This window comes from Pseudooceanicola profundi (genome assembly GCF_050897955.1).
GTDB lineage: Bacteria > Pseudomonadota > Alphaproteobacteria > Rhodobacterales > Rhodobacteraceae > Pseudooceanicola.
Genome location: NZ_JBPAXZ010000001.1, coordinates 2640219 through 2664530 on the forward strand (window position 1 = coordinate 2640219; position 24312 = coordinate 2664530).

Annotated in this window: 26 protein-coding genes, 1 tRNA gene and 1 riboswitch; of the genes, 11 read left to right on the forward strand and 16 right to left on the reverse strand. The window is 63.7% G+C overall.

Annotation, left to right across the window (positions count from 1 at the left end; all coding sequences use genetic code 11):
• Window positions 1-27 precede the first annotated feature (27 nt).
• Entirely contained in the window at window positions 28-705 is a 678-nt protein-coding gene (locus tag ACRARG_RS13400) for a YiaD family glycine zipper/OmpA-like lipoprotein (RefSeq protein WP_432690515.1), read from the reverse strand.
• A 133-nt stretch (window positions 706-838) separates the two neighbouring features.
• A complete protein-coding gene (locus ACRARG_RS13405; protein ID WP_432690516.1) occupies window positions 839-1678 on the reverse strand; it encodes a methylated-DNA--[protein]-cysteine S-methyltransferase in 840 nt (279 codons plus the stop codon).
• Window positions 1679-1795: 117 nt separating this feature from the next.
• Between ACRARG_RS13405 and nth the strand changes: the two genes are divergently transcribed.
• The 5 genes from nth (at window position 1796) to ACRARG_RS13430 (ending at window position 6535) form a co-directional block, all read left to right on the forward strand.
• Window positions 1796-2440, forward strand: coding sequence for an endonuclease III (gene nth, locus ACRARG_RS13410; protein WP_432690517.1), 645 nt, complete (start codon window positions 1796-1798; stop codon window positions 2438-2440).
• Window positions 2386-3420, forward strand: coding sequence for an adenosine kinase (locus ACRARG_RS13415; RefSeq protein ID WP_432690518.1), 1035 nt, complete (start codon window positions 2386-2388; stop codon window positions 3418-3420). The genes nth and ACRARG_RS13415 overlap by 55 nt, the downstream gene beginning before the upstream one ends.
• Before the next feature lie 221 nt (window positions 3421-3641).
• Window positions 3642-5105 carry an AMP nucleosidase gene (locus ACRARG_RS13420; RefSeq protein WP_432690519.1) on the forward strand — a complete coding sequence of 488 codons (1464 nt, stop codon included), beginning with the start codon at window positions 3642-3644 and terminating at the stop codon, window positions 5103-5105.
• Window positions 5106-5258: 153 nt separating this feature from the next.
• Window positions 5259-5546, forward strand: coding sequence for an HU family DNA-binding protein (locus ACRARG_RS13425; RefSeq protein ID WP_432690520.1), 288 nt, complete (start codon window positions 5259-5261; stop codon window positions 5544-5546).
• Window positions 5547-5644: 98 nt separating this feature from the next.
• Window positions 5645-6535, forward strand: a complete 891-nt coding sequence (locus ACRARG_RS13430) for a DMT family transporter (protein WP_432690521.1) — start codon at window positions 5645-5647, stop codon at window positions 6533-6535.
• Window positions 6536-6561: 26 nt separating this feature from the next.
• On the opposite strand, the gene ACRARG_RS13435 is transcribed toward ACRARG_RS13430, so the two are convergent.
• From ACRARG_RS13435 to aroC, 3 genes are all read right to left on the reverse strand, one after another.
• Window positions 6562-6765, reverse strand: a complete 204-nt coding sequence (locus ACRARG_RS13435) for a hypothetical protein (RefSeq protein ID WP_432690522.1) — start codon at window positions 6763-6765, stop codon at window positions 6562-6564.
• A gap of 63 nt (window positions 6766-6828) precedes the next feature.
• The gene (locus ACRARG_RS13440) at window positions 6829-7779 is read right to left on the reverse strand and encodes an AEC family transporter (RefSeq protein ID WP_432690523.1); all 951 of its coding nucleotides are present in this window, start codon (window positions 7777-7779) and stop codon (window positions 6829-6831) included.
• Between the two features lies 1 nt (window position 7780).
• Window positions 7781-8884 carry a chorismate synthase gene (aroC, locus tag ACRARG_RS13445; protein WP_432690524.1) on the reverse strand — a complete coding sequence of 368 codons (1104 nt, stop codon included), beginning with the start codon at window positions 8882-8884 and terminating at the stop codon, window positions 7781-7783.
• Between the two features lie 161 nt (window positions 8885-9045).
• On the opposite strand from aroC, the gene ACRARG_RS13450 reads away from it, so the two are divergent.
• The 4 genes from ACRARG_RS13450 to thiQ all read left to right on the forward strand — a co-directional run bounded on the left by ACRARG_RS13450 (window position 9046) and on the right by thiQ (window position 13971).
• Entirely contained in the window at window positions 9046-10407 is a 1362-nt protein-coding gene (locus ACRARG_RS13450) for a dicarboxylate/amino acid:cation symporter (RefSeq protein ID WP_432690525.1), read from the forward strand.
• 255 nt (window positions 10408-10662) lie between these two features.
• Window positions 10663-10762: riboswitch (TPP riboswitch) on the forward strand.
• Between the two features lie 44 nt (window positions 10763-10806).
• Window positions 10807-11784 carry a thiamine ABC transporter substrate binding subunit gene (thiB, locus tag ACRARG_RS13455; RefSeq protein WP_432690526.1) on the forward strand — a complete coding sequence of 326 codons (978 nt, stop codon included), beginning with the start codon at window positions 10807-10809 and terminating at the stop codon, window positions 11782-11784.
• On the forward strand, window positions 11760-13292 hold the full coding sequence (locus ACRARG_RS13460; RefSeq protein ID WP_432690527.1) for a thiamine/thiamine pyrophosphate ABC transporter permease ThiP: 1533 nt from the start codon (window positions 11760-11762) through the stop codon (window positions 13290-13292). Before thiB ends, ACRARG_RS13460 begins: the two co-directional genes overlap by 25 nt.
• Window positions 13279-13971: a thiamine ABC transporter ATP-binding protein gene (thiQ, locus tag ACRARG_RS13465; protein ID WP_432690528.1), complete on the forward strand. Its 693-nt coding sequence runs from the start codon at window positions 13279-13281 to the stop codon at window positions 13969-13971. Before ACRARG_RS13460 ends, thiQ begins: the two co-directional genes overlap by 14 nt.
• A 177-nt stretch (window positions 13972-14148) precedes the next feature.
• Here the strand turns inward: thiQ and ACRARG_RS13470 are convergent, their stop codons facing one another.
• The 3 genes from ACRARG_RS13470 to petA are packed head-to-tail and all read right to left on the reverse strand — an operon-like array spanning window position 14149 to window position 16864.
• A complete protein-coding gene (locus ACRARG_RS13470; protein WP_432690529.1) occupies window positions 14149-14943 on the reverse strand; it encodes a cytochrome c1 in 795 nt (264 codons plus the stop codon).
• A gap of 14 nt (window positions 14944-14957) precedes the next feature.
• Window positions 14958-16277 (reverse strand): cytochrome b, encoded by a 1320-nt coding sequence (gene petB / locus ACRARG_RS13475; RefSeq protein ID WP_432690530.1) that lies wholly within the window; start codon window positions 16275-16277, stop codon window positions 14958-14960.
• Between the two features lie 11 nt (window positions 16278-16288).
• Entirely contained in the window at window positions 16289-16864 is a 576-nt protein-coding gene (petA, locus tag ACRARG_RS13480; protein ID WP_432690531.1) for a ubiquinol-cytochrome c reductase iron-sulfur subunit, read from the reverse strand.
• A 219-nt stretch (window positions 16865-17083) separates the two neighbouring features.
• On the opposite strand from petA, the gene ACRARG_RS13485 reads away from it, so the two are divergent.
• Entirely contained in the window at window positions 17084-17764 is a 681-nt protein-coding gene (locus tag ACRARG_RS13485) for an outer membrane protein (protein WP_432690532.1), read from the forward strand.
• A gap of 47 nt (window positions 17765-17811) precedes the next feature.
• Here the strand turns inward: ACRARG_RS13485 and ACRARG_RS13490 are convergent, their stop codons facing one another.
• From ACRARG_RS13490 to dapF, 4 genes are all read right to left on the reverse strand, one after another.
• Window positions 17812-18414 carry a glutathione S-transferase gene (locus ACRARG_RS13490; protein WP_432690533.1) on the reverse strand — a complete coding sequence of 201 codons (603 nt, stop codon included), beginning with the start codon at window positions 18412-18414 and terminating at the stop codon, window positions 17812-17814.
• Between the two features lie 79 nt (window positions 18415-18493).
• The gene (locus ACRARG_RS13495; protein WP_432690534.1) at window positions 18494-19117 is read right to left on the reverse strand and encodes an FMN-binding negative transcriptional regulator; all 624 of its coding nucleotides are present in this window, start codon (window positions 19115-19117) and stop codon (window positions 18494-18496) included.
• 89 nt (window positions 19118-19206) lie between these two features.
• Complete coding sequence (mtaB, locus tag ACRARG_RS13500; protein ID WP_432690535.1) at window positions 19207-20460, reverse strand: tRNA (N(6)-L-threonylcarbamoyladenosine(37)-C(2))-methylthiotransferase MtaB; 1254 nt, start codon at window positions 20458-20460, stop codon at window positions 19207-19209.
• Window positions 20457-21290, reverse strand: coding sequence for a diaminopimelate epimerase (gene dapF / locus ACRARG_RS13505; protein WP_432690536.1), 834 nt, complete (start codon window positions 21288-21290; stop codon window positions 20457-20459). Before dapF ends, mtaB begins: the two co-directional genes overlap by 4 nt.
• 151 nt (window positions 21291-21441) lie before the next feature.
• On the opposite strand from dapF, the gene ACRARG_RS13510 reads away from it, so the two are divergent.
• Window positions 21442-21517, forward strand: a tRNA-Lys gene (locus tag ACRARG_RS13510).
• Between the two features lie 200 nt (window positions 21518-21717).
• Here ACRARG_RS13510 and tolA read toward each other — a convergent pair.
• From tolA to ACRARG_RS13530, 4 genes are read right to left on the reverse strand one after another with little or no spacing between them, the layout of a single operon-like run.
• Window positions 21718-22773 (reverse strand): cell envelope integrity protein TolA, encoded by a 1056-nt coding sequence (tolA, locus tag ACRARG_RS13515; RefSeq protein WP_432690537.1) that lies wholly within the window; start codon window positions 22771-22773, stop codon window positions 21718-21720.
• Window positions 22770-23150, reverse strand: a complete 381-nt coding sequence (locus ACRARG_RS13520; RefSeq protein WP_432690538.1) for an ExbD/TolR family protein — start codon at window positions 23148-23150, stop codon at window positions 22770-22772. Before ACRARG_RS13520 ends, tolA begins: the two co-directional genes overlap by 4 nt.
• Entirely contained in the window at window positions 23147-23524 is a 378-nt protein-coding gene (locus ACRARG_RS13525) for an ExbD/TolR family protein (RefSeq protein WP_432690539.1), read from the reverse strand. The genes ACRARG_RS13520 and ACRARG_RS13525 overlap by 4 nt, the downstream gene beginning before the upstream one ends.
• Entirely contained in the window at window positions 23521-24309 is a 789-nt protein-coding gene (locus tag ACRARG_RS13530; RefSeq protein ID WP_432690540.1) for a MotA/TolQ/ExbB proton channel family protein, read from the reverse strand. The genes ACRARG_RS13525 and ACRARG_RS13530 overlap by 4 nt, the downstream gene beginning before the upstream one ends.
• Between the last annotated feature and the right edge of the window lie 3 nt (window positions 24310-24312).

The following is a 24312-nucleotide window of genomic DNA, read 5'->3' on the forward strand; positions in this document are numbered from 1 at the left end:
GCTGATCAGGGCCGTCTGGCCGCCAGATCAGGTCGTCGGAAGAATGACGATTTCCACCCGGCGGTTCTGCTGGCGGCCTTCCGGTGTCAGGTTTGTCACCTTGGGCTGGTCCTCCCCGCGGCCAAAGGACTGGACTCTGCCGGCCGACACGCCGTTATTGATCAGCACGCTGGCCACCGATTGCGCACGACGCGCCGACAGCTGCTGGTTATACGCTGCATCGCCGGTGTTATCGGTATGTCCAACGACCTGAACGGTCGTTTCCGGGTATTCGTTCAGGCTGCGCGCGACGGTCACGAGGTCCGAGGTCAGATCGGGCCGCAGCGTCGCGCTGTCCGTCGCGAACAGGATATCCTGCGGCATCGTCACGATCAGACGGTCACCCGTGTTGACGATCGAGACGTTATTGCCCAGATCGCTGCGCAATGCGGCCTCCTGCCGGTCCAGATAGTCACCGTAAGCCGCGCCGGCGATCCCGCCAAGGGTCGCGCCGATGATGGCCCCCTTCGTGTTGTTTCCGGCAACCACGGCCCCGGCCAGCCCGCCCAGAACCGCGCCGCTGAGCGCGCCGGTGCGGGTGTTCTGGCGGCCGTCGTTCATCTGCGCTTCCGAACAGGCAGTGACGGTCAGGAGCGCGGCGGCGCTGAGCGCCAGAACCGGACGGTTAAGAAAAGTCAGACGTGTCTGCGCGACGGTTCGGGTCATTTAGAGCCTCGTGGGTATACCAAATTAATTTGCGGAACATATAGCTCCGCCCGGATGCATAACCAACAGCGTCGGATAAAGTTCCGGCGCCAATCCGCTCAATTTATCGCGCGTTTTAACCTGTTTTATACTTTCAGGCGTCGGCCCGCGCGGCCTCCCATGCCAGCATCGCACGCTTGACCGGCTGCCCCCAGTGGTATTCGCCAACGCCGCCGGTGGCACGGATCGCCCGGTGACAGGGTATCAGCCAGCTGACCGGGTTGCGCCCGATGGCCGTGCCCACGGCGCGGCTTGCCCCCGGGCTTCCGATGGCGCGGGCAACTTCGCCATAGGTCGTGACATGGCCCGAGGGAATACGCAGCAGGGCCTCCCAGACCTTGATCTGGAAGGGGGCGCCCAGCATATGGATCCGGGCCTCGCCCTGCCCGCCGAACGCGGCCTCGGCCCAGGGGGTCACAGCCTTCGCATCCTCGACAAATTGCGCCTCGGGCCAGCGCCCCGTCAGATCGGACCATACCTGCTCCGGCCCCAGCTCGTCCGAAAAACCGATGCCGCAGATGCCGCGGTCGGTCGCCATGACCAGTGCCGGCCCGAACGGGCTCTCCAGCCAGCCCCAGCGGATGACCAGCCCGGCGCCGCCCCTGGCGTAGTCGCCCGGGCTCATCGCCTCCCACCTGAGGAAGAGATCATGCAGCCGCCCGCCTCCTGACAGACCCGCCCCCGCCGCCGTCTCAAGCATGGTGAACCGCTCCGACAGAAGCGCCTTGGCATGGCCAAGCGCCAGATATTGCTGGAACCGCTTCGGGCTGACTCCCGTCCAGGCCGAGAACAGCCTTTGAAAATGTGCCTGGCTCATCCCCATCCGGCGCGACAGCTCTTCCAGTGTCAAAGGCACCTCCGCCGCGTCGATCTCTTCGATCGCGCGACGGATCACATGGTAATGATAGCCCTGTTCGACATCGTGTTGCAGCATGGCAGGCATCCTTTCATCGCCCAATCTACGGCAGCCCCCGCGCCCAAACGACCCGAAACCTGCGAAAACAGGCCTCCCGCCTTGTGAGCCCAAGTATTCCACGTAATAACGGCGGCCATGGCCAAGCAACTGCCCTATCCGGTCCTCAAGGACATCTTCACCCGCTTCCAGGCGGCGGAGCCCGAACCCAAGGGCGAGCTGGAGCATGTGAACGCCTATACGCTGGTTGTCGCCGTGGCGCTGTCGGCTCAGGCGACGGATGCGGGCGTCAACAAGGCGACCCGCGGCCTCTTCGCCGTGGCCGATACGCCCCAGAAGATGCTGTCGCTTGGCCTCGACGGGCTGACAGAGCATATCAAGACCATCGGCCTCTTCCGCCAGAAGGCGAAGAACGTGATGAAGATGTCCCAGATCCTGGTCGATGACTACGGCGGAGACGTCCCCTCTTCCCGCGCCGCGCTCCAGGCCCTGCCGGGGGTGGGGCGCAAGACGGCCAATGTGGTGCTCAACATGTGGTGGGGTCATCCGGCACAGGCGGTGGACACCCATATCTTCCGCGTCGGCAACCGCACCGGCATCGCGCCGGGCAAGGATGTGAACGCCGTGGAGCGCGCGATCGAGGATAATATCCCGGCCGAATTCCAGCGCCACGCCCATCACTGGCTCATCCTGCACGGGCGCTACACCTGCGTCGCCCGCAAACCGAAATGCGCGGCCTGCATCATCCGCGATCTCTGCGACTTCGAGGAGAAGACACTTTGAAATACGACGTTATCGGGATCGGCAATGCCGTGATGGACCTTATCGCGCCTATCCAGGACGACTTCCTCAAGGAGATGTCGATCCAGAAGGGCATCATGCAGCTGATCGAGCTCGACCGCTCTGACATGCTCTTCCATGCCCTTCCCGGATACCGCCGCGTGCCCGGCGGCTCTGTGGCCAATTCTATCGCTGGCGTTGGCACCCTCGGTCTGAAGACGGCCTTCATCGGCAAGGTAGCCGACGATGAAATCGGCCGCGCCTATGTCGAGGAAACCCGCGCCGCCGGCACCGATTGCCCGAACGACCCGGTCGGCGATGCGCACCTGCCTTCGTCCCGCTCCATGATCCTCGTCACCCCGGATGGCGAGCGGTCGATGAACACCTATCTCGGCATCTCCTCCGAAGTGGGCCCGGCCGATGTGCCGGAAGAGGTCTGCAACGAGGCGCGCATCCTTTTCCTCGAAGGCTATCTCTACGATAAGGACAAAGGCAAAAAGGCGTTCGAAACGGCCGCCCGCCTGACCCGGTCGGCTGGCGGCATGGCCGGCATCGCCCTGTCGGATCCCTTCTGCGTCGACCGCCACCGCAGCGACTTCCGCAAACTTGTGAAAGAGCTCGATTTCGTGATCGGCAATGAACACGAATGGCGCTCCCTCTACCAGACAGAGGATCTGTCAGAGGCATTGGAAAAGGCCGCAGGCGACAGCGGCATGATCGTCTGCACCCGGTCAGGCCATGATGTGGCGATTGTCCGGGGCAATGATCATGCCACAGCGCCCGTGACACAGGTCACCCCCGTCGATGCGACCGGGGCAGGGGACCAGTTCGCCGCCGGCTTCCTCTATGGGCTGGCCACAAAGGCTGACCTCGCCACCTGCGGGCGGATGGGCGTCGCCGCCGCCACCGAGGTGATCTCTCATTACGGGGCCCGCCCGGAAACCGATCTCAAGGCGCTGTTCCGGGAACAGGGTCTTATCTGACCTTTTCTCTGGTCCTTGAAATATCCCCGCCGGAGGCCTGCCCGATCCTGCATCGCAGGATCGGGCCAGACCCGAACGTGCCCCGTAGGGGCACTCCGCCAAGTCACGCCTGACCCTGCGGTCCTGCGCGAAATTTGACCCCCGCACGTCCGCAGGCGTTGCATCCGCCACGCCTTTCAGGCCATCTGCGCCAACACCAGAGGGAACCAGCCGGAGGCCCCATGCAAATTCAGACCCCCGACGCCGCCGCTTTCGAAAGCTTCAGCGATGCGCGCGCCGCCGTGGACCGTCTGAACCAGCTTTACGATCAGGCCACGGATTTCTTGCAGCAGGCCTTTGACGAGGCCATGCGCGACGGCCAGCCCACAGGCCGCGTCCGCGCCTTCTACCCAGAGGTCCGGATCACCACGACGACCTTCGCCAAAATCGACAGCCGCCTGTCCTTTGGCCATGTGCCGCAGCCCGGCACCTATTCCGCCACGATCACCCGGCCGGACCTCTTCCGGAACTACCTGGAACAGCAGATCGGCCTCCTGATCGACAACCACCAGCAGCCGGTCCAGATCGGCCCCTCCGGCACGCCCATGCCGATACATTTTGCGGTCAGCCGCCGCAATGAAAGCGCCGTGCCGCAGGAAGGCGCCGCCGAATTCCCCCTGCGTGATGTCTTCGACGTTCCCGATCTGTCGACGACCAACGACGACATCGTCAACGGCACCTATGAGACGCTGCCCGGCGATCCCGCGCCGCTCGCCCCCTTCACGGCGCAGCGCGTCGACTACTCCCTGGCCCGGCTCGCCCATTACACGGCGACCGATCCGGAGCATTTCCAGAACCACGTTCTCTTTACCAACTACCAGTTCTACGTCTCGGAATTCGAAGCCTTCGCGCGCCGCATGCTCGCCGACAAGAGCTCCGGCTATACGAGCTTCGTCTCCACCGGCAATGCAGAAATCACCGATCCGCTGGGCGATCTGCCGCCCTCGCCGAAAATGCCGCAGATGCCGACCTACCACCTGAAGCGGCCGGGCTCCGCCGGGATCACGCTGGTCAACATCGGCGTCGGCCCCTCCAATGCCAAAACCGCCACCGACCATATCGCCGTCCTGCGTCCGCATGCCTGGCTGATGGTTGGTCACTGTGCCGGTCTGCGCTCCTCCCAGTCGCTGGGGGATTTTGTCCTCGCCCATGCATATCTGAGAGAGGACAAGGTGCTGGACGATGACCTGCCCGTCTGGGTGCCGATCCCGGCCCTGGCCGAAATCCAGGTCGCCCTCGAAGATGCGGTCGAGGCCGAAAGCGGCGTCGCAGGTTACGACCTGAAACGGATCATGCGCACAGGCACGGTGGCCTCTCTCGACAATCGCAACTGGGAATTGCGCGATCAGCGCGGGCCGGTGCAGCGCCTGTCCCAGTCCCGCGCCGTGGCGCTGGATATGGAAAGCGCCACGATTGCAGCCAACGGGTTCCGGTTTCGTGTCCCCTACGGCACGTTGCTCTGTGTATCGGACAAGCCCCTGCATGGCGAATTGAAGCTTCCTGGCATGGCCTCCGACTTCTATAAGACTCAGGTTTCGCGTCATTTGATGATAGGGATTCGCGCGATGGAGACCCTTCGGGACATGCCTCTGGAGCGGATTCACAGTCGAAAACTGCGCTCTTTCGACGAAACAGCCTTCTTATAAGGGAAAAAACGCTGTTTTTTGGCCATTCGGGCCCGAATCTGGCGCACAAATTCTTGTGTGCAACCACTACATCAAGTTAAATTCTTGCTACTAAGCCCCAACCAATGGGCGAGTGACAGCCCGAGTGTGTGGGCGACAATAAGGAGACCAGAAATGGCAAAACCTCTGACCAAGACACAACTGGTGGCCGCTCTGGCCGATGAGCTGGGGTCTGACAAGAAAACCGCGACTTCAGCGCTTGATGCGATCGCAAATGTCATCACCAAAGAAGTCGCCGGCGGCGGCGCGGTGACCATCCCCGGCGTTGGCAAGTTCTACTGCCGCGAACGTCCTGAGCGTATGGTCCGCAACCCGGCAACCAACGAGCAGATCAAGAAAGAAGCCGACAAAGTGGTCAAGGTGACCATCGCGAAGGCACTGAAGGACAGCGTCAACTCCTGATCGCCTGTTCAGGTCGGGGTTGCCCCGACCACAGAATTCGGAAAGGGTCGCCCGCGGGCGGCCCTTTTCTGTCCCGGCTGCCGCAAAGAAAGAATCCTATGGACCTGCGTGCACTCCTGCTAGGTGTCTCCTTCGCCTTTATGTGGTCGTCTGCCTTTACCTCGGCCCGGATCATCCTGGTCGACGCGCCGCCGATTGCCGCACTCTCTCTGCGGTTTCTCGTGTCGGGCCTGCTGGGCGTCCTCATCGCGCGCGCCCTGGGGCAGAGCTGGCGGCTCGATCGCCGGCAATGGCGTGCCACACTGGTGTTTGGCATTTGCCAGAATGCGCTCTACCTCGGGCTTTTCTTCTACGCGATGCAGACGATCGAGGCATCGCTCGCTTCAATTATTGCAGCCGCAATGCCGCTGTTCGTGGGGCTGGCCGGCTGGATTTTTCTGGGCGACCGGCTGTCCGGCATGGCCATCGTCGGGCTCGTGCTTGGATTATGCGGAACAGCCCTGATCCTGGGCAGCCGCCTGACCGGGGGGGCAGATCTGACGGGGATCGCGGCCTGTATCCTCGGTACGCTTGCCTTGACGATTGCAACCCTTTCGGTCGGCCGCGCGTCGACGGGCGGCAATGTCCTGATGGTTGTCGGCATGCAGATGCTGGTGGGCAGTGCCATCCTGGCCATCGTCGCCATTCTGTTCGAGCCCTGGCATGTGGTGTGGTCGGCGCAGCTGGTCCTCGCCTTTTTGTACACCACGCTCATCTCCGGCCTGTTGGCCACATGGGTCTGGTTCACGCTGGTCAATCGTATCGGCGCCGTGCGTGCCGCGACTTTCCATTTCCTGAACCCGTTCTTTGGCGTTGCCATCGCTACTTTGGTTCTGGGCGAGAAGATTGGCCTGCTCGACATTACCGGCGTATGCATCACCATGATCGGCATCCTGGCAGTTCAGCTATCAAAGCAGGCGGGCGCACCTGGCATGCCTGAAAAGACCTGACGAACGGATTTATCAGGCGCGGCTGATCACGGTACCGCCGCCGGCGGCAATTCTCTGACGTCCACGAGGGGCGGCGAGAATGACACCGGCGCGGGCTCTGCAAGTTCGAGCTTTGGCAAGGTCAGTGTCTGGGGCGTGAGCCATCCCAGATACCATCCCGCCAGTCCAGCCATCAGGGCGACGGAGGTCAGTTGCGTGCCGAACCGTCTGAGATCGTCAGAGTGCTGCATGATTTTCTCCACTTCGGATGAAAAAAACCTCACACAACAAAATGAATTTTTGTCTAACGCACCTCAGATCAAAACGAGCAGCGCAATATTGATCGTCACGAAGGACAGGCAGACGGCAATGGTCAGCGCCAGCGATGCCAGGCCTTCATGCCCAACCTCCTGGGCGAACATCACATATGTCGCGAACATCGGCATGGTGGCCGACAGGATCAGCGCCGCCTGCATCTCCGGGCTGAGCGGTGGCAGAAAAGTTGCCGCACCCAGCACCATCATGATCGCCACAAGCGCCGGGTGCAGCAGCAGCTTCACCGTGGCGATAAGCCCGGCCAGCTTGATCTCGCCCCTCAGATCAAGCCCGTAGAGCGTTCCCCCGATCACGAAAAGCGCAATCGGCGTTGCCGCCGCGCCGACTGTGCCAAAGAAATTCTGGGCAATGACCGGCAGATGCAGCCCCATGACGATAAAGGCCATGGCAGCCAGCAGCGCAATAATCAGCGGCCGGCGCAGCACGGACAGCGCGATCTGCCCGATCAGCCTCAACGGTTTGGGCCGGTCCGGCCCCTCCGCCTGAGCCGAGGCCAGAAGCACCAGCCCGATGGGCGTCAGCAGAAAATTCTCGATCAGCAGATTCATCGCAAAGACGACGCCCGCATGATCCGGCAGGACCGAGTAGATAATGGGAAAGCCCAGAAAGGCAGAATTGGAGGTCGCCGATCCCATCACCGCCAGCGCCCGACGCCGTGGCCCTGTCCCCTTGATCCGCAGGATAATCCAGATGGACAGCTGGGTGGCCAAGCTGCCAATTGCCAGCGTCACCAGATAGGACGGGTCAATCACCTCTGCCAGATCGCGGCTGGCGACGGCCAGAAACAGCGCTGCGGGCAGGGCGATATACATGGTGAAATCGCCAAGCGCCCGCATCGCCGACCGGGGAAACGGCCCGTAGCGCGCGGCGAGGTACCCCACGAGAACAATGGCGAAAAGCGGGGTGGTGACGGAAAGGACGGCGAGCATGTCAGCCGATCTTTCCGCCGGCCTCTCCGATTTGTCCACGATGAAGCAGGAAATGGTCGAGAATAACGCAGGCCATCATCGCTTCGCCCACGGGAACGGCACGGATCCCGACGCAGGGGTCGTGGCGGCCCTTGGTCACGATCTCCGTCGCCTCGCCGGCTTTGGTAATCGTCTGGCGCGTCTTGAGAATCGAGGAGGTCGGCTTCACGGCAAAGCGCACCACCAGCTCCTGACCCGTGGATATCCCGCCGAGGATCCCGCCCGCATGGTTGGAGGAATAGACCGGCTGACCGTCGTTCCCCATGAAGATCTCATCGGCGTTATCCTCGCCGGTCAGGCAGGCCGCGGCCATGCCCTCGCCGATCTCAACACCCTTCACGGCATTGATCGACATCATCGCCGCCGCCAGATCGGTATCAAGCTTGCCGTAGATCGGCGCGCCCAGCCCGGCCGGGACGCCAGAGGCCACGACCTCCACCACCGCACCAACCGAATTGCCGGATTTCCGCAGCTCATCCAGGTAATTGGCCCAGTCCGCCGCGGCCGTGGCATCGGGGCACCAGAAGGGATTGCGGTCGATCTCCGTCAGGTCGAACTGTTCCCGGTCGATTGCGCGGGGGCCCATCTGCACCATGTAGCCCTTGATCGCGATGCCGGGGATCAGGTGGTCGAGCGCCGCCCGCGCCAGCCCGCCCGCGGCCACCCGCGCCGCCGTTTCCCGCGCCGAAGACCGCCCGCCGCCGCGATAGTCGCGGATGCCGTATTTCTGCCAGTAAGTGATATCGGCATGGCCGGGGCGGAATTTCTCGGCAATCTCGCCGTAATCCTTGGATCGCTGATCGGTATTGCGGATCATCAGCTGCACCGGCGTGCCGGTGGTTTTCCCTTCGAACACGCCCGACAGGATCTCCACCTCATCGGCCTCGCGCCGCTGCGTGGTGAACTTGTTCTGCCCCGGCTTGCGCAAGTCCAGCCAGCGCTGCAGCATCGCCTCATCCACCGTTACACCCGGCGGGCAGCCGTCCACAGTGGCCCCCAGGGCAGGCCCATGGCTTTCGCCCCAGGTGGCGACTCGGAAGATGTGACCGAAGCTGTTGAGCGACATGGAGAGCCTTTCCGGATACGTCGCAAAAGCAGGTATCGGATCCAAATAGGCAGCGCAATCGCGGCTTTTCCCCGCCATTTTCCACATGACGGACATTTTCCCTCAGAGATCCCGCGACCGCGTGTCACACTGATGACACACAACCAATAGTGGAGGTCCCCATGGCAGATATTGCCGCAACCCCCGGCGGCGGGGGCGGAAAGATGTCTCTGACCGTCAAAGTCCTTCTGGGCATGGTCGCCGGTCTGATCCTCGGCGTCATCTTCAATATGATCGACAGCACGTTCATCAACACCCATATCGCGGGCGGCCTCTTTGCCATGATCGGCAAGATGTTCGTCAACGCGCTCAAGATGCTTGTGGTGCCGCTTGTCTTCTTCTCGCTCATCTGCGGCGTGACGGGCATCGGTGACATCCGGGTGCTGGGTCGGGTCGGCGGCAAGAGCCTCGTGCTCTATATCTTCACCACCGGCCTCGCCATCTCCATCGCAATCCTGCTGGCGCTGATTGTCGGCCCGGGCAAGGGCTTCGACATGACCGGCGTCGATACCTCCGGCGTCACCGGGAAAGAGGCGCCCTCCGTCTGGGACGTCTTCGCCTCCATCGTGCCGACCAACCCGGTTGCGGCCTTTGCCAATGGCGACATGCTGCAGGTGATCTTCTATACGGTGGTTCTGGGCATAGCCGTGCTGATGCTGGGCGGAAAATCCAAACCCTTTATCGAGGCCTGCGAATACATGAACGAGGTGATGATGAAGGTCGTCACCATCGTCATGGCCTTCGCGCCCATCGGCGTCTTCTGCCTGATCGCCAAGACCTTTACCGAACAGGGGATCGAGCTTTTTGTGCCGGTTCTCGCCTATGTCTTCGTGCTGGTCTTCGCGCTCTTCCTGCACCTCTTTGTGACGCTGATGATCATCCTCAAGGTCTTCTCCGGCCTCAACCCGATCATATTCATGAAGAAGATGCGCCCGGCGCAGATCTTCGCCTTCTCCACGGCCTCGTCCAACGCGACCATCCCGGTCACACTGCGCTCCGTGACCAAGCGGGTCGGCGTCGACAACTCCGTGGCCTCCTTCTGCGTGCCCTTCGGCGCCACGATCAACATGGACGGCACGGCGATCATGCAGGGTGTGGCGACGGTCTTTCTGGCCAATGTCTACGGTATCGATCTGGGCCTCGGCGGCTATATCACCGTCATCGCCATGGCGGTTCTGGCCTCCATCGGCACGGCGGGTGTGCCTGGCGTGGGCCTTGTCATGCTGACCATGGTGCTCAGCCAGGTGGGCCTGCCGATCGAAGGCATCGCGCTGATCCTCGGCGTCGACCGTCTGATGGACATGATCCGCACGGCGGTGAACATCACCGGCGACGCGGTGGTGTCGACCATCGTCGGCAAGCAGGAAGGCAAGCTCGACATGGCCGTCTTCAATGATCCCGACGCGGGCGTCATGGATGACGACGACCTCGAGATGGACGAGGAAGCCGAACGCGACCTCGCCCAATACGCCAAACCGCACTGACACCTTGAACGGGGGCACAGCGCCCCCGTTTTTCTTGCCCGAAATATCCCGGGGGTGGCCGTCAAATGCATCGCATTTGGCGGACGGGGGCAGCGCCCCCCCTCCACCTCCGCCATTTGGACTGTCCGTGGACAAAGGGGACAATGGCTCACCTGGCCGCAGCGTTTCGCGCCGGGGCACTGCTAATACCGGTCAGACTGGGCCTCCCCCCGTGCTCTCCACCTCTTGCCATCCCCTGCAGCTCAAACTACCCTCTGCCCTACCTCGGGGTGCCCGTCAGGGCTGAGATGCATAACGCGAACCCGTTGAACCTGAACCGGTTAGAACCGGCGGAGGGAAGGTCCAGCGGTCTGCTCAGGCATCCGCATCCTCCTTTCGCCCGTAGCAATGGAGGATGTCATGAAACATCTTATCACCGCCGCGGGTCTTGTCCTTGCCACGCAGGCCGTGGCAGAGACGCCGACCCTTACGATATACACCTACGACAGTTTCGCCACGGAATGGGGGCCGGGCCCCCAGATCGAGGCCGGGTTTGAGGCTGTATGCGGCTGCGACCTGAAATTCGTCACCGCAGGTGACGGGGCCGCCCTGCTGTCACGGCTTCGCCTGGAAGGTGACAGGACCGAGGCAGACGTGGTTCTCGGGCTCGACACCAATCTTATTGGGGCGGCCCGCGAGACCGGCCTCTTCGCACCGGCGCAGATCGAGGCTGACTACGCCTTGCCGATCAGCTGGTCCGATCCCGATTTCGTCCCGTTCGACTGGGGATATTTTGCCTTTATCGGTCAGCGGGGCGCCGCCATGCCCGCCTCTTTCAAAGAGCTGGCGGACAGTGATCTGACAGTCGTCATCCAGGATCCGCGGTCGTCCACGCCGGGCCTTGGCCTGCTGTTCTGGGTCAAACAGGCCTATGGCGACGCAGCCGCGGACATCTGGAGCCGCCTGTCCGACAATATCGTCACCGTGACGCCGGGCTGGTCCGAAGCCTATGGCATGTTCACCGATGGAGAGGTCGATCTCGTCCTGTCCTACACCACCTCGCCCGCCTATCACATCATCGCCGAAGAGGACGACAGCAAGGTCGCGCTTCCCTTCACAGAGGGACATTATCTGCAGGTCGAGGTCGCGGGCCTCGTCGCCGGGTCCAGCCAGACCGATCTGGGGCGGCAGTTCCTCGGATATCTCGTGTCCGACGCGGCTCAATCGGTGATTCCCACGACCAACTGGATGTATCCGGCTGTCGATCCGGCGGATGGCCTGCCCAAGGGATTTGAGGACCTGATCCAGCCCGAAAAGGCCCTGTTGCTGCCGCCGGAAGAGGTTGACGAGCTGCGGCCCGTGGCCCTGGAAGAATGGCGCGCAGCCCTTTCGCGCTAACCGCAGGAGCGGCGGCGGCCCTGTTCGTCGCCGCTCTTGTCGTCGCGCCGCTTGTCGCGGTGCTGGCCCATGCGGGGGGCGCGGGCCGGCTTTCCGCGGCCGACTGGTCCGCCCTGCGCTTTACCACCCTGCAGGCGGCCCTGTCGGCGCTGATCAGCACCGCGCTGGCTGTGCCCTTGGCCCGGGCCATCGCGCGGCGCCGGTTTCCGGGGCGAGGGCTCTTGATCCTCTTGCTCGGCGCGCCGTTTATCCTGCCGGTGATCGTGGCCATCGCCGGGCTGCTGACCATCTTCGGACGAAACGGGCTGCTCAATGCCGGGCTCGGCGCGGTCGGGCTGGAGCCCGTCAGCATTTTTGGACTGCACGGCGTTCTGCTGGCCCATGTCTTCTTCAATCTCCCCCTGGCGACGCGACTGTTGCTGGAGGGCTGGCGGGGTATTCCGACGGAACATTTCCGTCTGGCAGCACAGCTTGGTCTGTCTTCTGCCTCGCTCTTCCGGGTCCTGGAGCTGCGCATGTTGCGACAGCGCATTCCCGGAATTCTGGCCGTGATATTTGCCATCTGCCTGTCGAGCTTCGCAGTTGTGCTAATCCTGGGCGGCGGTCCGAAGGCGACAACTATCGAGCTTTCGATTTATCAGGCGTTCAGTTTTGATTTTGACCTTGGGCGGGCGGCCATGCTGTCTGTCGTACAGATCGTGATCGTGGCAATTGCCGCCGGCCTCGCCATGACCTTAGCAGTTCCCGACGGCTCTGGGGTCGGGCTGGACCGAACGGTCCAGAGATGGGACGGGGCGGTCGGCCAAACCATTCTGGATGCGATCTGGATCACCCTGTCCACCCTGTTCATCCTGTTGCCGATTCTTCTCGTAACTTGGCGTGGTGCGGCCAATCTGATCGACCTGCCGGCGGGCATTGGCCGGGCGGCGGCGACCTCTCTGGCCGTTGCGCTCTCCTCCGGGGTCCTGTCCGTGCTGCTTGCCTTCTGCCTCGCGCTCCCGCAGCGGCGCAGCTTCGAAGGCCTTGCGCTGCTGGCGCTTGCCGCCTCGCCGCTGGTGCTTGGAACAGGATTATTCCTGTTGATCCGCCCGTTTGCTTTCCCCGGCAACCACATTCTGCTTATCACGTCGGCCCTAAACGCGGCCGCCGCGCTACCGTTTGTGCTCAGGGCGATTGCCCCCGGGATCCGAGCGGCCGAGGCGGATTACGGGCGGCTGGCCGATAGTCTGGACATGACCGGCTGGGCGCGCCTCCGCTGGCTCATTCTGCCGCGCATCAGACCGGCGCTTGGGTTCTCCATGGGCCTTGCCGCTGCATTGTCGATGGGCGATCTGGGCGTCATCGCCCTGTTTCCTCCGCCCGATACGGCCACGCTGCCCCTGTTTATCTACAGACTCATGGGCGCCTATCAAACCGAGGCGGCAGCCGGCGCAAGCCTGGTGCTTGCCGGGCTGACCTTCGGTCTTTTTATCCTTTTCGATACAGCGGGGCGCCATGCTCGTACTTGAAAACCTCGTCCTCCGGCAAGGCGGGTTCCGCCTCAGCGCGGACTGGCAGGTTGCACCCGGCGCGCGCGTCGCCTTGATCGGACCTTCGGGGGCCGGAAAGTCGACGTTGATGAATGCCATCGCCGGCTTCGTGACCCCGGACAGCGGCCGCATCTTCTGGAACAACCGAGAGCTTACCGGGATGCCTCCGGGCCAGCGGCCGGTGGCGATGCTGTTCCAGGACGGCAATCTGTTCCCGCATCTTGATATCGGCCGCAACGTGGCGCTGGGCCTGTCGCAGGCACGGAAACTGTCCGGCACGGACCGCGCCCGCGTGTCCGAAGCGCTGACGCGGGTCGGATTGTCGGGCATGGAAGACCGAACCCCGAGCAGCCTGTCAGGCGGGCAACAGAGCCGGGCCGCCCTGGCGCGGGTTCTTGTCATGGACCGGCCTCTTTTGCTACTGGACGAACCCTTCTCAGCTCTTGGACCAGCACTGCGTCAGGAGATGCTCGGGCTCGTCTCGGACCTTTGCCGTCAGACACAGGCAACCCTGCTGATGGTCAGCCATGCGCCGGAAGATGCCCGCCGCATCGCGGAGCAGATCATTTTTGTGGACGAGGGGCGGGCAGAGGCGCCGGTGGCGACAGCGCAGGCGCTCCGGGCCCCGTCAGAAGCGATGCAGAGATACCTTGGCTGATACGGTCGCCTAAGTTCTCCGTCCGTCCCCTATCGCCTCTGATCCAAAGGAGCGCCTTCGGCGCACGCGATCTACTTTGCTCGGGCCGCAAGGGCCGTGGCCCCGGCCACCAAACCGGACAAAAAGGCCCCCGTCTTTCGACGGGGGCTGTTCTTAACGATACTGCCGGGGCGGGCGTCAGGCGTGCTTCTTGCCCTTGTAAGGGGCCCAGAGACGCTTGTTCGTCAGGTAGAGCAGCACCGACAGCAGGATCAGGAAGGTCACCGCGACAAAGCCTGCATGCTTGCGTGCCATCATCTTGGGCTCCGCCGTCCACATCAGGAAGGCCGCGATATCCTCGGCCTCATGGTGCAGCTCATTGGAATGGCCATCGGCGAATTCCACATCCTCACCGGCCAGCGGTGGCGCCATGGCGATCCAGCCACCCGGGAAGGCCTTGTTCTCGTAATAGGTCGTGCCGGCCTCTTCCTTGGTCTCGCCGGTGTAGCCCGTCAACAGGTTGACGATGTACTCGGGGCCGCCGATGCCTTTGAAGAACTGGTTGATCCCGGTGCCATAGGGGCCGTGGAAACCGGCGCGGGCCTTGGCCATCAGCGACAGGTCAGGCGCATTCGGCAGGCTCGACTGCGGGAAGTGGTCCGACGGGATCGCCGAACGATCGTCTTCCAGCTCTTCGTCATAGACCGTGAAGTTCTGGGACGCATAGGCGCGCACCTGATCTTCGGGGAGCTGCGGGCCACCATGGTCGGCGAGCGTCCGGATCGGGACATAGCGCAGGCCGTGGCAGGCCGAGCAGACTTCCGTGTAGATCTGCAGGCCGCGCTGCAGCTGCATCTGGTCAAAGGCACCGAATGGGCCTTCGAAGCTGAAATCCACATCATGGATATGCGCTTCTTCACCGCCGGCCGCGAAGGCCGCCCCGGCCGTCAGGCCGAGGGCTGCAAGGGCAGAGAGAGTAACTTTGCGGAACATGATCTCTGTCCTCCTTATTCGGCCGGCGCCTTGGGGGCGTAATGGTCGTTGAAGTCGTCCTCGATGGTCGCCGGTTGCGGCAGCGGCTTCTCGATCACGCCGAGGATCGGCAGGACGACCAAGAAGTAAGCGAACCAGTAGGTCGCACCGATTAGCGAGATGGTCGAATAGGGCGGTTCTGCCGGCATCGCGCCACACCACATCAGCACCACGAAATCCAGCAGCAGCAGGTAGAACCACCACTTGAACATCGGGCGGAACCGGCCGGAGCGCACCGAGGAGGTGTCGAGCCAGGGCACCAGCGCCATGACCGCGATGGCACCGAACATCGCCAGCACGCCGAAGAACTTTGCATCCACGATGCCGCCGGTGATCCAGCTGAAGAACATCACGATCCAGACGTCGCCGGTGAAGGCGCGCAGGATGGCGTAGAAGGGCAGGAAGTACCATTCCGGCACGATATGCGCAGGCGTGGCGAGCGCATTTGCCTCGATGTAGTTGTCGGGGTGACCTAGATAGTTGGGCATGAAGCCGACGATGGCGAAGAACACCACCAGCACGATGGCCAGACCGACGAGATCCTTGATCACGAAGTAGGGCCAGAAGGGCAGGGTGTCTTTCTTGGCTTCTTCCTTGGAGCCGGTCCGCACTGGCACACCCGTCGGGTTGTTGTTGCCGGTGGAGTGGAAGGCCCAGATATGCACGATCACCAGCCCGGCGATGACGAAGGGCAGCAGGTAGTGCAGGGAGAAGAAGCGGTTCAGCGTGGCATTGTCCACAGCGGGCCCGCCCAGCAGCCAGGTCTGGATCGGCTCCCCGATGAAGGGGATTGCGCCAAAGAGGCCGGTGATCACAGTGGCCCCCCAGAAGGACATCTGACCCCAGGGCAGAACGTAGCCCATGAAGCCCGTGCCCATCATCAGCAGGTAGATGATCATGCCGACAATCCAGGTGATCTCACGCGGGGCTTTGTAGGAGCCGTAGAACAGGCCGCGGAAGATGTGGATATAGACGGCAAAGAAGAACAGCGATGCGCCGTTGGCATGCAGGTAGCGCAGCATGAAGCCGCCATTCACGTCGCGCATGATATGCTCGACAGAGGCGAAGGCGTAATCCACATGCGGCGTGTAGTGCATCACCAGCACGATGCCGGTTGCGATCTGCAGCGCCAGGCAGAAGGCCAGGACGATGCCCCAGATCCACCACCAGTTCAGGTTTTTCGGCGTCGGGATCATCAGGGTGTCGTAAAGCAGCCCGATGACCGGCAGACGGGAGTTAAGCCATTTCTCGCCCTTGGTCTTGGGCTCGTAATGATCGTGCGGAATTCCAGACATGCGGTCCTCCCTCAGCCCAGGACGATTTCAGTCTCGCCGTCGAAACGGGCGAGCGGGATATGAAGGTTCTGCGGCGCGGGACCTTTGCGGATACGGCCGGCCGTGTCGTAGTGAGAGCCGTGGCAGGGGCAGAACCAGCCGCCGAAGTCACCCGAGGCATTGCCCAGCGGCACACAGCCAAGGTGCGTACAAACGCCCATCATCACCAGCCATTCCTCGCTGTCGGACCCTTCGGGCGCCAGTGTGCGGTTGGCATCGGTCGCCTGGGACCCGGCATCGATGTTTTCGTTGCGCGCATCGGTGTCGACGAGCTGGCTCATCTCCACCTGATTGGCCGCATCGATTTCTTCCTGTGTCCGGCGCCGGATGAACACCGGCTTGCCGCGCCATTTGACTGTCAGCTGCGTACCCTGGGCAATGCCCGAAACATCAACACGGATCGAGGACAGCGCCTGCACATCCGCGGAGGGGTTCATCTGGTTGACAAGCGGCCAGACAGCCGCACCTGTTGCGACGGCACCGGCGCCGGCTGTGGCATAGTAGAGGAAGTCCCTCCGGGTGCCTTCGTGATCTTCTGCGTGGGACACGAGGTTTGCTCCATCCTTCGGCCGGGAGGCCAGATATGAATTTCGGGGCGTAATCCTGCGATCATACCCGTCCGAGCCGGTGTTTAACCGTGCTTTTTCGCTGCGTCCAGCATACAATCGCCCATAAGCCACGGGGGTGATCATCTGTCGCGCTTGAGCCGCCATGTCTGAGGGTGTAGTCAGACATCAACTGAAAGCCGCTCCGGAACGTTGCGTACCATGAATAATCGATCTGCGATAAGCACCGCAGCCCTTCTCATCCTGTCCACGGTGGGCGTTGTCGGCTCTGTCAGCCCCGCATCGGCGGAAATCGAGCTGAGCTTTTATTCAGGCTATCAGACCTCGCCGCACAGCCGGGTTCGTGGCAACCGCGGCGCCTCTTCCGGCGGCACCCCCTTCGACAATCTGATCGGCTGGGATGGCAACAGCTTTGACGCGCCGATCTACTACGGTCTGCGCGCAACGTGGTGGCGCGGCGACAATATCGGCTTCGGGCTAGAGGTCACACATGACAAGGCCTATGCGCCTGCCTCGGAAATGCCTGCCGGATTCTCGCGGCTGGAATTCACCGATGGCCATAATATCATCACGGCCAATGTGTCAAAGCGCTGGCCGGGCGCCTGGGGCAACTTCACCCCCTATGTCAGCGGCGGCGTGGGAATCGCCATGCCGCATGTCGATGTCACCGAGGGCAGCAACCGCACCTTTGGCTATCAGGTGACAGGCCCGGCGGCCCGGGTCACGGCCGGCGCCAAATATGCCATCACCGACCGCTGGTCCGTGTTCGGAGAATATCAGTTCACCTGGTCTCAGAACGAGGCGGACCTGACAGGTGGCGGGTCGCTGGAAACCCGGATCATCACCAATGCGCTGAACGTGGGCGTCGGCTTCAGCTTCTGATCCGGGGGCGCGCCTGCGAGTAAGGCGCGCGCCCCGCTCCGATGCCTTCAGGCCGGGGCTGAACCTGCCATCGACGGACGTTTGGCAAAGTCTTCGTACCACGCGGCCAGCTCCGGACAGCTTGTACGCCAGCCGCGGTCACCCATCCGGAAATCCATATAGCCAAGCGCACAGCCAACAGCGATCTGTGCCGCATCCACCGGACCGGCCAGCTGCGCCATCCAGCGGTCATTGACCGCCTGAATGGCCGACATGGCCTTGCCCCACTGCGCTTCGATCCAATCGTCAAAGACCTTGTCTTCGGGCCGCACCCGGCGCTCATAAACCATCAGGATCCCGGCCTCCATGATCCCGTCGGCGGTCGCCTCCAGCGTCAGCACATCCCAGATCCGGCCCTGCGGATAGAGTGTGCCCCCGCCCAGATCGTTCAGATAGCGGCAGATCACCCGGCTGTCATAGATCGCCGGCCCGTCCTCCCGCACCAGCGCCGGCAGCTTGCCCAGCGGGTTCGCCGCCTTGAGCTGTGGATCGGTCTTGACCGGCGTCGTCGCGACAGAGACGAACTCCACCTGCGCGCCAAGCCCGCATTCGGCGATGGTGACGGCGACCTTGCGGGCAAAGGGCGAGGCCGGGGAATAGATCAGTTTCATGGGGTTCTCCTCTGGGTGCCGGGCAGACCGGCCCATTCCGCGCCGAGCCTAGGAGCGGCCCTGCCCGGTGTAAATCCCGTCAAACTTCGCGCCAGTCGCGCATGAGAGCGGCGAGGCTCTGCACCTCCGCACCGATCCCGGACGCCGCCAGCCCCTCCGCCGCGCCCAGTCGCGCCGCCTCCGGTTTGTTCTGCGCCAGCTTCCAGGTCCCCTCCGCCGCCTCGACCCGAAGTCGATACGGCCGGATCATCCGCATCAGCCGTGCCATCGCCTCCTCCGGCATCTTGTCCGACGTCCAGACAGGTTTCGGCTGCAGCCGCGTCTCAAACACATCGGAAAGCCGGTCCAGCGCCCCCCGCAACGCCTCATCCGGCAAGGGTTCCAGCACACCGGTCAGATGCACGGCCACGTAGTTCCACGTCGGCACCTGATGCTCCATCCCGTACCAGTCAGGCGAGACATAACCATGTGGCCCCTGCACGGCCAGCCGCGCCGCCACCGGTCCACCCGCCGCCCGGGTGATCGGGTTGGACCGCACCAGATGCATCTCCACATCCCCGCTCTCCGTCACCACGAAGGGCACATGCGAGATCAGCGGCGCCGCCTCCGCCACTGAAATCGCCAGTACGCCAAACCCCACCTCCCGCGCAAACTCCAGACAGGCGTCGCGCTCGGATGAACGGTAGATCGGATTGGGGTGCATACGCCCCTCCTTCATCTTGGCAAAAATACTCCGGAGGTCCGGAGGCAGAGCCTCCGGCGCCCGCCGCCCGACCCTAGGCCGGGCCAGCCTCACGCTGCCAGTGAATTTCCGTCATGAGAGGCAATCGAAACCGTGATGATCTGCCCCTCGGGCTGATCCTCGGCAAAATGCACCTCGGCGAACTGCTCTGTCCGGCCCATGCGCGGGCCCTCGATCAGCACTTTCTGCACCGTACCCACCTGCGCCGCCAGATGCGCCGCGACCCGCGCCTCCCCGGCCGCGCGCAGCCGCGCGGCGCGCGCCTTGATCGCCGGGCCCTTGACCTGCGGCATCCGCGCGGCGGGCGTGCCCGGGCGGGGCGAATAGGGGAAGACATGCAGCCAGGTCAGCTGGCACTCCTCGACCAGACGCAGGGAGTTCTCGAACATCGCCTCCGTCTCCGTCGGGAATCCGGCGATGATATCGGCGCCAAAGGTCATCTCCGGCCGCAGCTTTACGGCCTCCTCGCAGAACCGGATCGCATCGTCCCGCAGGTGCCGCCGCTTCATCCGCTTGAGGATCATGTCGTCGCCTGCCTGTAGCGACAGGTGCAGATGCGGCATCAGCCGGGGCTCCGTCGCGATGGCCTCCATCAGCGCCGGATCCGCCTCGATCGAATCGATTGACGAAATCCGCAGCCGCGGCAGGTCCGGCACCAGCTTCAGGATCCGCCGGACCAGATCGCCCAGCCGCGGCCCGCCCGGCAGATCGGCCCCCCAGGAGGTCAGATCGACCCCGGTCAGCACCACCTCGTTGAACCCGCGATCCCTCAGCCGCTTGATCTGATCCACGACGACCCCCGCCGGGACGGACCGAGAATTGCCCCGGCCATAGGGAATAATGCAGAAGGTGCAGCGATGATCGCAGCCGTTCTGGACCTGCACATAGGCCCGGTGCCGCCCGAATCCGTCGATCAGATGGCCCGCCGTTTCGGTCACCGACATGATGTCGTCGACGATGACGCGCTCCGTCTCCCCGATCAGATCGGGGGCGAGGCCCTTCCATGTCGCCGCCTGCATCTTCTCCGAATTGCCGATCACATGGTCGACTTCGGCCATCTGCGCAAAAGTCTCCGGTTCGGTCTGTGCGGCGCAGCCCGTCACGATGATCTTGGCCGCAGGGTTCTCCCGCCGCAGCCGCCGGATATCCTGCCGCGCCTTGCGCACGGCCTCGGCGGTCACGGCACAGGTGTTCACGACCACGGCATTCTCGACCCCGGCTTCCGCGGCCAGTTCCTTCATCGCCTCGGTCTCATAGGCATTCAGCCGGCAGCCGAGCGTGGCAAAGATCGGCGGATTGCTCATAGCCCCAGCCACTCCGCCGTCAGCACCGCGTCAAACACATGTGCCACCGGTCCGGTCATCCAGACCCCGTCTTCGCGCCAGTCGAGCTCCAGCCAGCCGCCGTCGACTTCCATCCGGATGTGCCGGTCCGTCAGACCGCGCTGATGCGCCGCCACAGCCGCCGCACAGGCACCCGACCCGCAGGCGAGGGTGATTCCCGTCCCGCGTTCCCAGACCCGCATCCGCACCTCGTCCCGCGACCGGACTTCGACGAATTCGACGTTTGTAGCCTGCGGATACAGCGGATCATGTTCGACCACAGCGCCCCGCGCCGCCACATCCACATCCGCGATATCGTCGACAAAGAAGACGGCATGCGGATTGCCCATTCCCACGGCCACCGGATCGCCGTCGATCGGCAGGTGCAGCAGGTCGACATCCCGCGACAGCGGCAGCGTCCGCCAGTCCAGCACCGGCGCGCCGAGGTTCACCCAGATCGCCCCGTCGCAGGTCATCCCTTTGAGCACACCGCGTTCAGTACGGATCGTCACCGTCTCCGCCCCCGTCTCCGCCATCACCATGGAGGCGACACAGCGGGTGGCATTACCGCAGGCCCCGGCGCGCGAGCCGTCGGAGTTCCAGAAATCGAGTGTGATGTCGGTATTCTCGCCATCCCGGATCTCGGCCAGCTGGTCGAATCCCACACCGCGATTCCGGTCGCCCAGCTTTTGCGCCAGATCAGGCGTGCAGACAGGGGCCATGCCCCGGCTGTCGAGGATGACAAAATCGTTGCCGGCCCCGTGCATCTTGCGGAAGGGGAGGCCGGCGGAGGGGATCGCGCGTACCTGCATCGGCCCGCATATAAAGGCGAAACCCGACCTTTAAAAGAGACAGCGCAACGCCGGCCGCGCCGGAAGAAGATTTTCCGCAACGAAAACCGCAGATTCCACGGAATACGGGGTTGACCCCCTGTCACGGCATATCTAATAGGGCGGCTCTAGTGGGCCGTTAGCTCAGTTGGTAGAGCAACTGACTTTTAATCAGTGGGTCGCAGGTTCGAATCCTGCACGGCTCACCACTATTTTCACTGATATTGCCGGATGTCGCCGTTTAATGCGGTGAGGGCCCTTGCCATTGCAAGCTTCGGTCCTGGCCTTCCCGCTCCGGCGTCCACAGAGGTCTTGCCCGGCCCGGGTCCGTCGTAACGCGTCGCGTCAGCGCCTGCAGTATGAACATACGACAGGGCACGGCGCCGGATCCGGTTACACCTTTACGGTCTCAGTTGAAATCCATTGGCAGGCTGAATGTGCTGACGCCGGCCTGTATCTCGGCAGGGGCGCGCGGCATGCGTCCGGCCGATCGCACAGCCGCCAGCGCCGCATTGTCCAGCCGGCCATTTCCCGAAGATCGTGCGATGCCCGCGCCGGTGACCTGACCCGAATTCGCAACGCTGAGACGGACGACGACTCGGCCACCGCTGCCGCCCGGATGACGTTTCCGCCGTTCGATCCGGGCGCGAATCTGGGCTCCCCATTTCGATATCGCGCGCTGCTGCGCAGCCTTGGATACCGTTTTGGCGCCGGAATTCTGCGCTGTGCCGGCCTGTGCGGACCCGCCCGAGCCGGCGGCAGTGGCGGCTGGCCTTGCCGCCGCGCTGTCGCCACGCGCCGAGGGCGACGGCTCTGGCGTGCGACTTGCTTGACGTGGCGCCGGGGCAGGGGGCTTGGGTTCCGGCGTTTCAAGCGATTTTGGCCGCTCTGCCGGGCGGCGGCTGGTCTGGGGAATGGCGTCCACGATGATCTGCGGCGCGGGAGGAGTGCGATCCATATCCGGCAAACTTTCGGTGCGCGTGGGGGCGAGAGCAGCCGGCGCGGCCGGGCGTTCAGGGCGCGCCGGAGCAGACCGGGCGGTGACCTGAGGCGCGGCCTCCGGCGGATCAAGTTGTGGCGCCGGGTCCGGAATGGCGATCTGGCCGATTTGCGGCGTGACCGGCTCTACGACCTTGGGCAAGGTGATTGCGGGCTCGGACAGCTCGGGCAGACCGGCAAAAGCAACGGACGGAGCGGCATCCGCAAAGGTTGATGCGGCAGGCGCAGGGTCGCTGCTGTCCGGTGGCTGCGGGACCGGCGCATCGGGTGTCTCAGCGGTTTCGGGCGGTCGGTCCCATGCCTCGACCATGGCTTCGACGCCGGGGGTTGCAGCCATCAGGCTGACGTCGGACGTGCCACCCTGACCGCCGGTTTCAGCGCCGCCCTCCACCTCTGACCATGAGGCGAACGCTGCCAGGTGCAGAACGGCCGCTATCAGCAGGAATATCGGAAAGCTGAGCTTCATTCCGGCACCATGACAAGCGAGACAGAGGTAAGCCCCTGTTGACCCAACTCTTTCAGGGCCCGGGCAACCTTGCTGGCCTCGACGCCACTATCGGCACGCAACTGCGCCCCCTCCGCCCCCAGCCCGGCAAAGGCCGCGACGGCGTTCTCCCCCCGCAGCTCCCCATAGGCGAGGGTCCCGTCGGCGGCCAGATAAAGAACCGGCGGCGCTCCGTCGGCGGTCTGGCCTGCGCCGGTGGGCGGAGTTACCTCGACCGGGTCCGGCGGCGCGAGTTCGGCTGTCATCAGAAAAAAGATCAGAAGCAGGAAAACGACATTGATCATGGGCACGGTCGATTCCGCGCGGTTCTTTTTCCGGGGCGCGGCAAAATCCATCATTCGACCAGCACCACCGACAGGAACCCGGCATCACGAAGCGCTTCGGACACGGTCACGACGGCCTGCAGGTCGGCGTCATCACGCCCGCGGAGGATAATTGCGTCGGATTTTGTGTCTGTCAGCGGCTCAAGTGCCGCCGCCAGCTGATCCAGCGCAACGGGCTGGCCGTTCAGCCGCAGCCCGTCCGGCGCGATATCGACAAGGCGCGGCGGCCCGGAATAGCCCGACCCGCCGGAGGCGAGAGGCAACGGCAGGACCGTTTCAATCCCGAAACGGGACGCGAGCATAAAGAACACGAGCAACAGAAAAACCACGTCGATCAAAGGCGTGAGGCTGGGCTTGCGTCTGGCTCTCTGTTCGGGGAACAGCATCATTCTTCAGCCTTCTGCAGCTCCTGCGGCTGGTCGGTCACAAATATCCGTGCCGCGAAATCTTCCATGTCGGCGCGTGCAGACTCAATAATGGCTTCAAACCAGGTCAGCGCCGCCGAGGCAGGGATCGCAACGGCCATACCCGCCGCCGTGGTCAGCAAGGCCTCCCAGATGCCGCCGGCCAGCAGCGCCGGATCGGCCCGCGATCCGGCCTCCTGCAATGCCTGAAAGGCCGAGATCATGCCCAGAACGGTCCCCAGAAGACCCAGAAGCGGCGCAATGGTCGCGATCAGCTCCAAGGCCCGGAGGCCGGCCTGCTGATCTGCCATAAGCCGCCGCGCGACCCGGGTGGTTTCCTCGCGCGCGGTCTCCGGATCGTGATCCAGTCGCGCCTGCATCGCGGCCCGCGCCAGACGGCTGCGCAGCCCGTGACGCCCCTTCAGCTGATCGAGCGCCGCGCCAGGGCGACGGCTTTCCCAGGCTTCGACCGCCGCACGGGCAGGACGACGCGACCAGGCCCCGGAGCGGTAAAGGTGCCATGTTTTCCATAGGATAAGCGCAAGGGTCAGCACCGACAGCGCAGCAATGGCCCAGATGGCCGGCCCCCCGTCGATAAGAAACCCGAGGGCGACATCAAGCGGCGTTTCAGGTCCGGCCGGCGCGACAGAGGGGTCCGGCACCGTACCGGTCGGAACCGTACCGGTGCCGGTGTCGGTCGCCTCCTGCGCGGCGACATGACCTGCCAGAAACAGGCTGCCGGAACTAAGAAACAGGAGGCGAGGTGTCATGGA